Origin of the sequence: Parafrankia sp. FMc2 (assembly GCF_041008525.1) — a bacterium.
Classification (GTDB): Bacteria; Actinomycetota; Actinomycetes; order Frankiales; family Frankiaceae; genus Parafrankia.
Map to the genome: position 1 here is coordinate 1 of NZ_JBFLUG010000023.1, position 13059 is coordinate 13059.

Annotated in this window: 15 protein-coding genes; 7 read left to right on the forward strand and 8 right to left on the reverse strand. The window is 70.9% G+C overall.

Features of this window, described 5'->3' with window-relative positions; translation table 11 throughout:
* Nucleotides 1–74 precede the first annotated feature (74 nt).
* Complete coding sequence (locus AB1460_RS10850; protein WP_368960768.1) at nt 75–449, forward strand: hypothetical protein; 375 nt, start codon at nt 75–77, stop codon at nt 447–449.
* A 22-nt stretch (nt 450–471) separates the two neighbouring features.
* On the opposite strand, the gene AB1460_RS10855 is transcribed toward AB1460_RS10850, so the two are convergent.
* The 3 genes from AB1460_RS10855 to AB1460_RS10865 all read right to left on the reverse strand — a co-directional run bounded on the left by AB1460_RS10855 (nt 472) and on the right by AB1460_RS10865 (nt 3473).
* Nucleotides 472–1152, reverse strand: coding sequence for a response regulator transcription factor (locus AB1460_RS10855; protein ID WP_368960769.1), 681 nt, complete (start codon nt 1150–1152; stop codon nt 472–474).
* Nucleotides 1153–1163: 11 nt separating this feature from the next.
* Entirely contained in the window at nt 1164–2705 is a 1542-nt protein-coding gene (locus tag AB1460_RS10860) for a sensor histidine kinase (protein WP_368960771.1), read from the reverse strand.
* 192 nt (nt 2706–2897) lie between these two features.
* Nucleotides 2898–3473 carry a hypothetical protein gene (locus AB1460_RS10865; protein WP_368960773.1) on the reverse strand — a complete coding sequence of 192 codons (576 nt, stop codon included), beginning with the start codon at nt 3471–3473 and terminating at the stop codon, nt 2898–2900.
* Nucleotides 3474–3727: 254 nt separating this feature from the next.
* Between AB1460_RS10865 and AB1460_RS10870 the strand changes: the two genes are divergently transcribed.
* Both AB1460_RS10870 and AB1460_RS10875 read left to right on the forward strand, forming a co-directional pair.
* Entirely contained in the window at nt 3728–4249 is a 522-nt protein-coding gene (locus tag AB1460_RS10870; protein ID WP_368960774.1) for a hypothetical protein, read from the forward strand.
* Between the two features lies 1 nt (nt 4250).
* Nucleotides 4251–4988: a class F sortase gene (locus AB1460_RS10875; RefSeq protein ID WP_368960776.1), complete on the forward strand. Its 738-nt coding sequence runs from the start codon at nt 4251–4253 to the stop codon at nt 4986–4988.
* Between the two features lie 56 nt (nt 4989–5044).
* Here AB1460_RS10875 and AB1460_RS10880 read toward each other — a convergent pair whose 3' ends face one another.
* A complete protein-coding gene (locus tag AB1460_RS10880; RefSeq protein WP_368960778.1) occupies nt 5045–5263 on the reverse strand; it encodes a hypothetical protein in 219 nt (72 codons plus the stop codon).
* 105 nt (nt 5264–5368) lie between these two features.
* Nucleotides 5369–6112: an RNA polymerase sigma factor gene (locus AB1460_RS10885; protein WP_368960780.1), complete on the reverse strand. Its 744-nt coding sequence runs from the start codon at nt 6110–6112 to the stop codon at nt 5369–5371.
* 229 nt (nt 6113–6341) lie between these two features.
* Here AB1460_RS10885 and AB1460_RS10890 point away from each other — a divergent pair, with 229 nt between their 5' ends.
* Nucleotides 6342–6719 (forward strand): effector-associated domain EAD1-containing protein, encoded by a 378-nt coding sequence (locus AB1460_RS10890; RefSeq protein WP_368960781.1) that lies wholly within the window; start codon nt 6342–6344, stop codon nt 6717–6719.
* 321 nt (nt 6720–7040) lie between these two features.
* Nucleotides 7041–8384: a DUF1254 domain-containing protein gene (locus tag AB1460_RS10895; RefSeq protein WP_368960782.1), complete on the forward strand. Its 1344-nt coding sequence runs from the start codon at nt 7041–7043 to the stop codon at nt 8382–8384.
* 25 nt (nt 8385–8409) lie between these two features.
* Here the strand turns inward: AB1460_RS10895 and AB1460_RS10900 are convergent, their stop codons facing one another.
* Complete coding sequence (locus AB1460_RS10900) at nt 8410–8853, reverse strand: DUF3592 domain-containing protein (protein WP_368960784.1); 444 nt, start codon at nt 8851–8853, stop codon at nt 8410–8412.
* Nucleotides 8854–9037: 184 nt separating this feature from the next.
* The gene (locus AB1460_RS10905; protein WP_368960786.1) at nt 9038–9757 is read right to left on the reverse strand and encodes an SDR family NAD(P)-dependent oxidoreductase; all 720 of its coding nucleotides are present in this window, start codon (nt 9755–9757) and stop codon (nt 9038–9040) included.
* A gap of 151 nt (nt 9758–9908) precedes the next feature.
* On the opposite strand from AB1460_RS10905, the gene AB1460_RS10910 reads away from it, so the two are divergent.
* The gene (locus AB1460_RS10910; protein WP_368960787.1) at nt 9909–10895 is read left to right on the forward strand and encodes an AraC family transcriptional regulator; all 987 of its coding nucleotides are present in this window, start codon (nt 9909–9911) and stop codon (nt 10893–10895) included.
* A gap of 97 nt (nt 10896–10992) precedes the next feature.
* Here AB1460_RS10910 and AB1460_RS10915 read toward each other — a convergent pair whose 3' ends face one another.
* Nucleotides 10993–11721 carry a TetR/AcrR family transcriptional regulator gene (locus AB1460_RS10915; protein WP_368960789.1) on the reverse strand — a complete coding sequence of 243 codons (729 nt, stop codon included), beginning with the start codon at nt 11719–11721 and terminating at the stop codon, nt 10993–10995.
* 234 nt (nt 11722–11955) lie between these two features.
* Here AB1460_RS10915 and AB1460_RS10920 point away from each other — a divergent pair, with 234 nt between their 5' ends.
* A complete protein-coding gene (locus AB1460_RS10920; RefSeq protein WP_368960791.1) occupies nt 11956–13002 on the forward strand; it encodes an aldo/keto reductase in 1047 nt (348 codons plus the stop codon).
* Nucleotides 13003–13059 lie beyond the last annotated feature (57 nt).

Below are 13059 nucleotides of genomic sequence, written 5' to 3' on the forward strand. Positions count from 1 at the left end.
TGGGTGGTGGGTGGTGGGTGGTGCCGCTCGAGAAGTTTCATGACGAGACCTCGATGTAGAAGCACACTAGGTGATTGATCGGTCACCAGGGTTTCTGCCCAGCTGCCGGGCGGGTACGAACACGCTCGCCGCATCCCGGCTGTCTCGGCTCGCCCGGTCTCGGACGAGCGCCCGGAGCCTTCGGTCATGGCATCGTCGGTATCGCGGCGGCCATCGCGGTCGACGACCAGCGACAGGGGCGCTGCACCGAGGAGTTCCGCGCAACTCTCGCCGAGATCACCGGACCGCTGGCCTGCCCCCGACGGCTCTGGTGCGCGTTGACAATCCTTGCCAACGCCGCCCTGTTGCGTGCCGAACTCGGCGGACCTGCCGGAACCGGAGCCGACCCGCCACCGCAGCCTCCGGAGGTCGCCGGCAGGCGGATCGAACAGGACGATGACGACGAATAGCCTGAACCTCTCTCCCGTCCCGTCATTCAACGGGGGGTTCGGGTTCCAGGCGGTATCCCATTCCTCGTACCGTCGTGATGGTTCCCGCGCCCAGCTTGCGGCGGAGATAACCGACATAGACGTCGACGATGTTGCTTCCCGGGTCGTAGTCGTACCCCCAGACGGCGGACAGCAGCTGCTCTCGGGCGAGTACCTGGCCGGGATGGCGCAGAAAGGTCTCGGCGAGGAGGAACTCGCGGGCCGTGAGATCGATGCTGCGGGGCCCCACCCGTGCCCGCCGGGTCCGCAGATCGAGGCTGATGCCGCCGACGGACAGCACCGTGACCTCCTCCGCCGCGCGCTCGGAGCGCAGGCGCAGCCGTACGCGGGCGAGGAGCTCCTCGAAGCGGAAGGGCTTGCTCATGTAGTCGTCGGCACCCCCCTCAAGGGCGGCGACGGTGTCACGCACGCCGTCACGGGCGGTCAACACGACGACGGGAACCCGCACACCGGCGTGACGCAGCCGGCGCAGCACGGTGAAGCCGTTCATGTCAGGCAGTCCGAGGTCCAGGACGATCAGGTCGAAGTCCGCTGTCATCGCGACGTCCAGCGCGGTGGCGCCGTCGCTGACGCAGAACGGGACGAAACCGTTGGCCCGCAGCCCCTTCTCGATGAACGAGGCGATTCTGCGTTCGTCTTCCACGATCAGGACGCTGCTGCTCACGGTCGCTTTCCTCAACTGCTCGAACTGCTCGGCGGGGCGGGGAGAAGGCCGGGGGCAGGGCCGGAGCGCGGCAGCGTGATCTCGAAGGTCGCACCGAGGCCCGGGCCGCTCCGCACCCGCACACTTCCGCCGTGCGCCACCGCGATCGCGCGCACGATGGCGAGACCGAGACCCGCGCCCTCGGACGACGAACGACGTCCGGCCGGGCCGCGGGCGAACCGTTCGAAGATCCGCGCCCGGTGTTCCGGCGCGACACCCGGCCCGGTGTCCGTCACCCAGAAGGTCACGGCGTCGTCCCGCAGCCGGGAGCCGATCCGCACCTCGTCGCCGTCGTCGGTGTGCTGCGTCGCGTTCTGCGCGAGCTGCACGAGCGCCTGGGTGACACGGTGCCGGTCCATGACGACCAGGCCGGTACCGGAACCCGCCGACCCCCACCGGCGCGGTGCCAGCGCCCCGGCCCGGGACATCAGATCCTCGGTGAACCCGGCCAGCTCGACCGGTTCGAGGCGCAGGAAGTCGGGCCGCTCCGCCTTGGCCAGCGTGAGCAGGTCATCCACCATTCTGCTCATCCGGTCGAGCTCGTCGGTGACCAGCGCGACTGTGTCGGCGCGCTCGGCGGGGTCGTCCCCGAGCAGCTCCAGGTGCCCGCGGATGATCGTGATGGGGGTGCGGAGCTCGTGGCCGGCGTCGTCGACGAACGACCGCTGGGTGCTGAACGCCTCCTCCAGCCGGTCGAGCATCCCGTTGAAGGTGCGGGCCAGTTCGGAGATCTCGTCCCGGCCGGCGACCGGAATGCGACGGGAGAAGTCCGTGTCGGTGATGGTCTGCGCTGTGCGGCGCAGCTCACGGACCGGTGCGAGGACACGGCCGGCGACGAGCCAGCCACCGGCTCCGGCGAGCCCCAGTGCCACGAAACCCACGATCGCGAGCACGCGGACGACCTCGTCGACCTCGGCCCGTTCCTGATCCGCGAAGACGGCCACGGCGAAGACACCGCGGGCGGGGCTGCTCGCCACCCGCACGGGCACCGTCGCGTACCGGACCTCGCCGGCGGGCGTCATGATCGTGCCGTACCTGGCCTCCGAGCCGGCGAGCAGGGCGGCGACGACGGCAGGGTCCGTGTCGAGCCGGTAGATCGGCTCCTCGGCGCTGCGCCGGTAGGGCACGCCGTCCACCAGCGCCAGCATGGTCTCGCTGGGCTCTGGGATGTTGCGTTCCAGGTGCACCTCCAGGAGCTGCCGGACGTCGGTGAAAGGCTGCGACGTCCGCGGGTCGACGCTGCGCACCGCGAGACGTCGAAGCTCCGCGACCTCCAGCGCCAGGCCGCGGTCGATGCGTTCGTCCACCCGCTGGAGCAGCACCTCCCGGGAGACGAGAACCGAGCCGGCGAGCGCCACCGCCACGAGGAGCAGCTGCCAGCCGAGGATGTGCAGGCGGGCGGAGCTCGCGAGGTAGCGCGCGGCCCGACGCATCCACCCGGGCACGAGCCGTCGCAGTGCCGGCCGTTTCGGTGCCAGCCTCTGTGGTGCCGGGCGCCCGGTGGTCAGCCTCATCGCCAGTCCGTCCGCGTTCCTCCTCGACCTTTCCGGAACCGGCACAGCCGCCAGCCTGACGGGGAAGTCCCACGGGATGGGTGAGACCGGGATGAGAACGTTCTCATCTTTACCGGCCGTGCCGCGGCGACGGCCGGGATGGCGCCGAACAGGGCGCCGGCAGGGATGGCGAGAGAGCCGGGGCACCCGGCATCACGGTGTTGCGGGGGGCAGTGCGCGTCCCGGTGCACGTGGCGGCGCGCTGGGCACCGGGGTCACTCCGGGTTCTGACGGCACGGGGGAGGGCGCCGCGCTGGGTTCCGTGGTGGCGGCCGGCAACGGGCGGTACGTCACCGCAGGCGCGTCGTCCGGCCGGACGGCGATCCGCTGCGGTGTCTCCTGCCCGGACATGCGAGCAGCCAGTTCCCGCAGGTACCGCTGCCGCGTCTGCTCGGCCGACACCTCGGTCGGCGCCCCGAGTGGCGCCCCGATCGGCGCCGGCTCCTCCATCGTCGGGCTGGGAACCGGGGTCGCGGCCGTCGTCACCGTCGGCACGAGGATGGGACCACCGAGGTCCGGTGGCCGTGGCTGGCCGCGGCCGGTGACGACCACGCCGAACCCGGGGGCCACGAGCGCACTCACGACGACCAGGGACAACACGGCCCCGGGCAGCAGCACCAGCCAGGGGCGCCCGGGCCGGCGTCGGCTGTCGGCACGGCGGCGGGGGTGCCGCCCGCGCGCGGCGCGACGTCCCGGTTGATCCCGCTGGTCCCGCCGGAAGCGCCTCATGGACACCAAGGCTAGGACGGGACAGGGAACCGCCGCCGGCGGGATCAGGCCCGTTCCCCGGAAGTGTCCGGACGGCGGTGCCCGCCACGCTCTGGAGCCGCGCGTGGCGCCTGGCCCGGGGTCCGGCCCGGCCCGGCTCCTCGAGTCGATGAGAGAGCTCTCATCCCCAGCTCATGGCACACCCATGCTCGGCGACGAGTGTCACTCCGCGCAGCCGCGGACTGGCCGCGGCATGACCGAACCGAGGTTCGACGATGGCATCCACCCAGAACCTGCCGCGTACCCGAAAGCTGGTGGGTGTCGCGGGGCTGGCGCTCACGCTGCTGGGCGCCGGCATTGCGACGTCGACGTCCGCCGCTGCGGCCACCACGTCGGCGCCCGCCCCGGCGCCACCTGCCGCGACCCCTCCAGGAGTGCCCGCGGCGCCCGCACCGGTTCCGGCGGAAACGCCGGCGGGCGCCGCACCGGGGGGTGCCGCACCGGGGGGCGCGCCGTCCCCGGTGCCTGTTCCGTCGCGGACAGCCGCCTGCGCGGTCGAGGATCCCGCGGTTTCGCCGGAGCAGCAGCGGTTGCGCTGCGAACGGGCGGCCGCCGCGGGGCGGGACGGCTCACTGCCCGTCGGCGGGATCGACACCGGCGCCGGCGGTACCGCCACGATCGAGACCACTGCTACCGAGGACAGCGGCCCGCTGGTTCCCCTCGCGGCCGCCGGTGCCGGGCTGGGCCTGATCGCCGGACTGGGTGTCCGGCGGCGCAGGTCGCGGGCCGAGAGCTGAGATGACGGCCCCCGTCTCGGTCCCGGCCCCCGTCTCGGTCCCGGCCCCCGTCTCGGCTCCGGCCCTCGTCTCGGCCGCGGTCCGACGGTGCTGCGCCGCTGTCCTGGCCGCGTTGCTCCTGAGCACGCTCGTGGGATGCGGGACGTCCGGGTCGGCATCGGGGCTGGCATCCGACCGGTCCACCGGCACGGCGTCGGCGTCGGTGTCCGATGCGCCGGCACGAACCACCGGCGGAGCCGGCGCAGGCGGCGAGACCGGACCTGCGGACGGTGCTGCGGTCGGCGCCGCGGTGGGGCAGGTCGCCGATCCGGCTCGGATCCGCATCCCGACCATCGGTGTCTCGGCGCCCGTCGTCCCGCTGGCGCTCGCCGTGGACGGGAGGCTGGAGGCGCCAAAGGTGTTCGCGGAGACCGGCTGGAACGTCGAGGGACCCGAACCGGGCGAGAACGGGACCGCGGTGATCGCCGGCCATGTCGACTCGCACACCGGGCCGGCGGTGTTCTTCCGCCTTCGCGAGCTGGTGCCCGGCGACCGCGTCCAGGTCGACCGCGCGGACGGCTCGTCGGCGGAGTTCGTGGTCGGCCGGCTGGAAAGCTACCCGAAGGACGAGCTGCCCTCCGAGGAGGTCTACGGGCCCACGGGCCGACCCGCCCTGCGCCTGATCACCTGCGGTGGGGCGTTCGACCAGGCCCGGTCCAGCTACCGCGACAACGTCATTGTCTTCGCTGACCTGGTCTGACGTCCGGTCGTGACCGCTCTCGCGCGCAGCTCGGCCTTCTCGTCAAAGGCACCTGATCATTCGTTCGGGCGTTGCGGCGGGCTGGTCGGTTCGTCGGTGCAGAGGAAAGGCGCCTGGTCGGGCTGCGGTCCACCGCTGTGGCCGGCCAGGCGGCGGCGGAATTCGGCGACGGCTTCGTTGCTAGCGCGTTGCCGCAGCAGTATAGCTCCCTCGGTGGCGAACGAAGATTCTTCGACGAGTCTCCTCACGGCTTCCGGATCGACGGCGTTGCTCATTGTTCCTCCTCAACGGGGCTGTGTCGCAGGGCGACGCAGCCCCAGGCCGGCAAGCGGCACGTCGAGCGACGCTCGACGTGCCGCGCCGCAGGCCTGGAATTCATGTCAGTCGCAGGTGTGCTTTTTTCTGAGTCGGGCTAACGCACTTTCCACCGCCTTCCGGGTCGTGCCCACTATCTCGGCTATCTCGGTCTGGGTGTAACCGGCTGCGCCGAGGAACGCCGCCCGTTCAGCCAACATGCCGCTTGCCAGCCGTCGTCTGACAGAGTCGAGCGCCACGGCGACGTCGCATGGGTCGGCAGCGGACTGCACCCAGCTGCGACCGACGAGTATTGAGGTCTGCCGGTCCGGTCGTGCTCGGGCCGACTGCCGGGACCACGAGCGCAGCACGTCGACGAAGCACACCAAGCATGTGCCGACGAAGTAGCTGGCCAGACTGGCCCTGCCCGCAGGATCCCAGCCGTTGCCCGACCTCGCGGTCTGCCGGAGCCGAATCACCGCGCGGACAATTGTCTCCTGAGCGAGGTCCTCAATGTCGTCGTTGGAGGCGCCTCGCAGCACGGCGGACTCCTCTGGGACGCCGTGCAGGCCCCGCAGGCGGGCATGTCGCAGGATCTGGCCGCTACGGATCCAGCCGAGCACGATCGGCCAGGCGTAACGGAACAGCTGATCCTCGACGGTCTGCAGAGCAGTTCCTGGAACGTCCTGGGTCAGGATCTCGTCCCACAGCCGCTGGTCTGCGTCGGATGGGCCAGCGTGATCCGGCGGCAGGGAACGGGTCGGGGGAGGCGAGACCGCGTCAAGGTCTCGCTTTTCGGGGGTAAGTCGGGGACTCTGCTTCTGCATCATTCGCTCCTCGGCGACCTGCCGCCCCCCGTTTAGCGGTAGGTACCCAAAGGTAGTTGTGGATGTGCAGTATCTCGTAGGCCACGCACCCTGGCCTTTCCCTCGCGATGCCCTATGTGTTCTAGGTCACGATGCGACCGGCGAGGGATCCGCGTCGATGTCGCCCTAGGACCTTACCGAGCCCACGGCTCCCGCTGTGGGTGCTATCGGCGACCGGAGTCGGAGGTCCGGCATGCGGACAGGACGTGGACGGACGGACAGAACAGACACCCGGGCCCTTGGGGAGGAGGAGGTCGTCGCATTGTCAGTCGCTTACTACGAGCCTGCGACCGTCCGGATACTGCTGGAACGAGTAGGTATCCCTTTGCGACGCCAGCCCAGCTGGGTCGGATCTCCGCAGCTCTACTGGCACGAGGTGAACCGGCTGTTGGGCGCGGGACTCCTGGTCGACGGACGTCGTCGCCTGCTGCGCGCGGCGGCCGCCGACTACCCGGCAAACCGTGTGTTCGCCGGCGCGGCCCGGCCGCGCCTATGGATTTCGGCTCAGTTCGTCGCCGAAACCCTTCGATGGGCAGCTGGGTGCATGCTGTCACAGGATCTGGAGGTTTAGGAGCAGCCTCACGCGCCTGTCCAGCACGAGAGCGCGGGCAGACGCCGACAGGCCATCCAGCGGATGATGACCGGCCCGCACGACGGCTTCGACGACTTTGGGAGGTCGGGGCCGCCGCTACGCTCGCCGACGCCTGATGCGTCCCGCATCGAGCCCACATGCGGCTCACACGTTCGGACCGGACACTGACGGCGTCGAGTTCGCCGGGGACGGGAGCACGGGATGTCAGACCAGGGGCGGGCTCGGCCGCGGAGCCGGGCATCGCGGCGGGCGCGCCGCGCGTGTCGGGCGGGTGCCGCTGCCCTGGTGATGACGGGCGTCGTGGCCTCGACCACCACGGCCGTGTCGGCTGGCGCGTCACCGGGGTCACCGGCAGCGGCGGCAGCGGCGGGCTCGGCGGAGGAGATCGCCGCGGATGGCTACGTGTTCGGCTACAGCCCGGTGGCCATGGCCCGCACCCGGGCCGGCCACGTGTGCAGGAGCGGCACGAACACCCTGCTCAACGTGCCTGTCCTGTCGACGCCGGCGAGCCGCAGTGTGGTGGCGCCGAACGTCGACACCCTCTACTCGGTCGCCTGGCTGGACCTGCGTGACGGCCCCGTGCAGCTGACGCTGCCCGACACGACCGACCGGTACGTCGTGTTCGAGATGCTGGACATCTACTCGAACGTCTTCGCCAACGTCGGCACCCGGCTCAACGGCTCGCAGCCCGGCACCTACCTGATCACCCCGCCGGGCTGGAGCGGGACGGTGCCGACCGGCACCACCGCGATCGCCGCTCCGAGCTGGGATGTGTGGGCTCTCGGTCGCACCCTGGTGAGCGGTGACGGCGACCTGCCCGCCGCGCGTGCGGTGCAGCGCCAGTACACCGTGGCGGCGACCGGCCTCGGGGTGACCGGGCCGGTGCCCCCCGCGCTCCCAGCCGTCGACTGCGCGAACCCGCCCGACCCGCAGACCCCCGACGACGCCGGTGCGGCGTTCTTCGACGAGCTGGCTGCCGTGCTCGCCGCCGACCCGCCGCCAGCCGCGGACGGCCCCGCGGTCACCTCGCTCGAGAGCATCGGGGTCGTCCCGGGTTCGACCCCGTCGACGGGTGATCCGGCAACGGTCGCGGCGCTGGCCGCGGGGGTCACGGCTGGGGAGAGCCAGGTCCAGGCCGCCGCCGAGGACGTCCTCGTTCCCTCCGGCACCTGGCTGGGAAGTTTCGACGGCGGCGTCTACGGCACCGACTATCTGCTGCGCTCGGCGGTCGCTGTGGTCGGAGTCGGTGCGAACGTGCCGCAGGAGGCGCTGTACTACTGGTCCGGCCCGGACGCCGACGGTGAGCCGCTGACCGGCGGGCACGCCTACCGGATGCATTTCGCCGCCGGCGAGCTGCCGCCGGTCGAGGCCGCCGGATTCTGGTCGGTGACGATGTACGACGAGGAGATGTTCCTGGTGCCGAATCCGCTGCGGCGCTATGCGCTGGGTGACCGCAGCGACCTCGCGGTGAACCCGGACGGCTCCATCGACCTCTATCTGTCGGCGACCGCACCGGCCGGGCATCTGAGCAACTGGCTGCCCGCGCCGGACGGACCGTTCAACCTGATGATCCGTGCCTACGTCCCGACGGAGTCCGCGCTGGCCAACAGCTGGCATCCGCCCGCGATCGAGAAGATCTCCTGACGCCGCCGCCTGTGCACACCACGGATTACGAAATGATCATCCTGATTCCGAAGTAGAGGCAGAAGGGGCCGGCGGTGAGGCAGACAGGAAGCAGGAAGACCGCCGAAAGGACCGCGCCGAACCAGTCCGTCCTCGTCACCCAGGTCGGGTCGTGCGGTCGGTACACCACCCGGACTGTGGCGCCGATGCCGGGAAAGGAAAGGTCAGGGTCCCGAAGCGTCGCGCGGCGGATCCGTTCACCGGCCCGGGTCGTGTAGTCGACGATCGGGGTGTAGATCGGGCCGCCGTCGTCGACGCCGCGTTCGATCACCTCGACGTCGACGATCGTGGCGACGGCGACATTCCCGGCGAACCGCAGCCGCATCCGCTGGATGATCCGAAGCAGGGTGTAGAGGCCGAGCAGGAGGAAAAGCGCACCGGCCCACACCATGCTGATGCTCGCGAACGTCGCGATCGTCCCGACGCTCATCGGCGGACTCTCGCTCGACGCCCCCGTGCGCCGCGGCAGCTCACCTGCGGATCATCCAGGCCTGGGAACCGCCCTGACGAGGGGTCGGGTTTCCCGTGTCGGCCACGGCGCCCGACAACGGGCGGCGCAGCGCACGGCGGCGGGCGGCGGATCCCTCGCAGGCGATCGTCAGGGCCGCGGTCGGTCAGCCGGCGAGCATGACCTCAAGGGCGAGCGGATCGGTCGAGTACACGGAACCGGCGCCTGCGGACGCGTCGTCCGGCCAGATCACCGTCCTTCCGGCGGCAACGCCGGTGATGATCCGCTCGGCGACGACCTCGGGGGCGGCCTTGTCGGCATCGACTCCGGCGAGCATGTCGGTGTCGATACCGCCGGGGTAGGCACCGATGACCTCGATGCCGCGACCACGCAGCTCCGCCCGCATCGACTGGGTGGCCGAGTGGGCGGCCGCCTTCGAGGCGCAGTAGCCCGCCATGCCTCCCACCGGCGCCAGGGCGATCAGGGTCAGCACATTGACGATCGCGCCGGGCGCGTTCGCCGTCAGCACCGGCACAAAAGCCCGGCTCACCCGCAGCAGGCCGACATAGTTCGTCGCCACGTCCCGCTGGAAAAGGTCGAGGTCGCCGTCGAGGGCGCCGCCGAAACCGAGTACCCCGGCATTGTTGACCAGCATGGTCACATCCGTCGCCGTTTTCGCCGCGGCGTCGACACTGGACTGGTCGGTGACATCCAGGGCCAGTACGTTGACCCGGGGGTCGGTGCTCACGGTCGCCGTCACGCTGCGTGGATCCCGGGCTGTCGCATAGACCCTGCGTGCGCCGGCGTCGAGGAGACGCTCGACCAGACGGGCGCCGAGACCCCGGTTGGCGCCGGTCACCAGCGCGACGCTGCCTTCGATATTCATGGCCTGTCCTCCGTTCGGAAACTCGATGGGACAACCGTATGAAGCGTGCTGGCGACGGTCGATGATCTGGAATCTCGATTTTTTGTCCGACCATCTCATCCGACCGGAGATTATGCGATCACCGATCAGAAGGGGGCGATAGGCTGAGAACGTGGAGCCGCTCGTCGAGGTACTGAATGTCGCCGGTGTGCGAGGCACCGTGGCCGCGACGGTCCACGCCGGCGACCCGTGGGGGCTGCGGCTTTTCCGGATCTCGGCAGCGGCCTTCCACGCGGTCACAGCCGGTACGGCGTGGCTGCGGATGCCGGGTCAGGCCGCCGTGCGGCTCATGCCCGGCGACGTCGTTCTCCTGCCGAGAGGCTCCGAACACGGCCTGGCCGGTGATCCGGACGGCCCGCTGGGACCTTTCGACCACGCGGCCTCGAAACGGGCTCTCGCTGCGGGCGGGCGTCTCGATGTCGGGCCCCGTCCGGTCCGGACGACGATCCTGTGCGCCTCGTACCGACACGATCCCGCCATCAGCACTCCCTTGTTCACCCTGCTGCCGGAGGTCGTCCACATGCCCGCCGGGAGCCCTGGGCTCGGGTTGCTCCCGGACACCGTCCGGCTGCTGTCCGCCGAACTCACGGAACGCGGTGTCGCCGGCGCGACGGTGCTCGACCGCCTCGTCGATGTGCTCCTCATCCAGCTGCTGCGGGCCTGGCTCCGGACCGAGCCGACCACGCCGTCGGCGTCATGGCTGCGCGCGTTGAACGATCCGACGATCGCCGCGGTCCTCACCGCGATGCATTCCGATCCGGCCCGGGCCTGGACCCTGACCTCGCTGGCCGACCACGTCGCCGTCTCCCGCGCGACGCTGGCCCGCCGGTTCCCCGCACTGGTGGGCGAAACCCCGGCCGCCTACCTCACCCGCTGGCGGATGGATCTCGCCGCCCGCCGGCTGCGTGACACCGACGACCCGATCGACTCCATCGCCCGGGCTGTCGGCTACACCTCCGAGTACGCGTTCTCCCGGGCGTTCTCCCGTGACCGTTCGCTGCCTCCCGGCCGCTACCGGGCCCGGAGCCGGGAGGGACCAGTCGGCGGGCCACCATCAGCACAGGTGGCGTCGGCCCCGGCGTCGCTCCCTCCCGCGTAGCAGCGGGCGGGTGCTACGCGGGCCGCTGGCGGCTGGCCGCCGAACGGGGCCGGCTGGTCGGCCGTGAACGTGTCCCGGTCTCGCGGCGTGGCCCTGCCTACCGGCCGACCTCGTGCTCACCGGCAGGCTCGGGGTCACCGACTGCACCGGGCTGTGGAGCGCCGGGCCTGACACGCAGGTAGACGCCGGCGTGGGCGGCGACGAAAGCACCTTCGGCGGCGCGGTTCGCAGCGGTCTCATCGGGCGGTTCGGCGGTTGTGAGCAGCCGGTAGTAGAGCGGAGCGGAGACGGCCCGGACGACCTCGCGAGCGTCGGTGCCCGCCGGTATCTCACCGCGCTCGACGGCGTCGTCCACGCATCCCGCCCATTCCGCCACGCGAATCTCGTAGAACCGGCGCAGTGCCCGCGCGGTCGAGTCGTCGGTGGCGGCGGCCGCGAGAATCGCCCGGAACAACGGGCCCTGCCGCGGGTCGACGAGGGTGCGCTGGACGAGCCGGGCATTCTCCTTCAGGTCGCCGAGCAGGGAACCTGTCCGGCTGCGCGCCAGGGACTGCTCGGCCATGTCCACGAGCAGGTCGGCGACCAGGGCACCCGCCGACCCCCAGCGCCGGTAGACGGTGGTCCTGCCCACCTGGGCGCGGCTGGCCACGTCGGCGAGATCCAGGCCGGCGAAGCCGTGTTCGGCAAGTGCGTCGCCAGCGGCCCGCAGGACCGAGGCGCGTACCCGCGCGGTGCGTCCGCCGGGCCGGATGCTGCCCGGCAGCACGCCGCAGCCGTCGCCGTCCCCGTCAGGGTCCCCGTCGCCAGGGCCGTCCCCGTCCTTCATCCACACCGCCCGATCCGCCGCTAAGGGGATGGAAGTTCCGTTAAGGCGCCCTCGGATGGTACGCTGGCACAGCCCTAATGGTACTGGGGATCTGTTAAGGATATGGCTGATCGATGAGCCGGAGCTGGCGGGTGGTCCGACGGGCGGCGACGCCGGTGGATGGTGAGGACCCGGCTTCCCTGCTCCCGCAGCGGGGGATGCAGCGGTCCACATCTCGTGGAGAGGGCGACGAAGATGGAGTTCAGACGGCTGGGCGCTTCAGGGCTCATGGTCCCCGCGCTGAGTTTCGGCGGTGGCACCTTCGGCGGCAGGGGCCCGCTGTTCGGGGCCTGGGGGGACACCGACGCCCGCGAGGCGCGCCGCCTCGTCGACATCTGCCTCGATGCGGGCGTCACGATGTTCGACACCGCCGACGTCTACTCGGACGGCGAGTCGGAAAAGATCCTTGGTGAGGCGGTCCGCGGTAGGCGGGAGAAAGTGATCATCTCTACGAAGACCGGCCTGCCGCTCGGTGACGGGCCGAACGATGCCGGTACGTCGCGGGCTCGGCTGATCACGGCCTGTGAGGACGCGTTGCGGCGGCTCGGTACCGACCACATCGACCTCTTCCAGCTCCACGCCTTCGACGCGAACACGCCGGTCGAGGAGGTGCTGTCGGCCCTCGACGATCTGGTACGCGCCGGCAAGACGAGATATGTCGGGGTCTCGAACTTCGCGGGCTGGCAGCTCATGAAATCGCTGGCGGTCGCCGGCCAGTACGGGTGGCCGCGCTACATCGCCCACCAGGTCTACTACTCCCTGATCGGCCGTGACTACGAGTGGGAGCTGATGCCGCTGGGGCTGGACCAGGGAGTCGGCGCGATCGTGTGGAGCCCGCTCGGGTGGGGCCGGCTCACCGGCCGGGTGCGCCGCGGTCAGCCGCTGCCGCCGGAAAGCCGCCTGCACCAGACTGTCCCCTACGCTCCGCCGGTGTCCGAGGAGAACCTCTACGACGTCGTCGACGTCCTCACCGAGATCTCCGAGGAGACCGGCCGGGCGATTCCGCAGATAGCCGTCAACTGGCTGCTCACCCGGCCGACCGTCGCATCCGTCATCATCGGCGCGCGGAACGAGGAACAGCTGCGGCAGAACCTGGGCGCCGTCGGGTGGGCCCTGGCCCCGGAGCACCTGGAGAAACTGGAGGCAGTCACCGCGCGAACCGCCCCCTACCCCTATTTCCCCTACTACCGTCAAGCCGGCTTCGCGCGCCTGAACCCGCCCATGGTCGGTACCGCACCGTAGACCGTAATGATCTCATGGTCGGCCGGTGTGGCGTTTGGCCTGGTGGCGGAGGGCCTG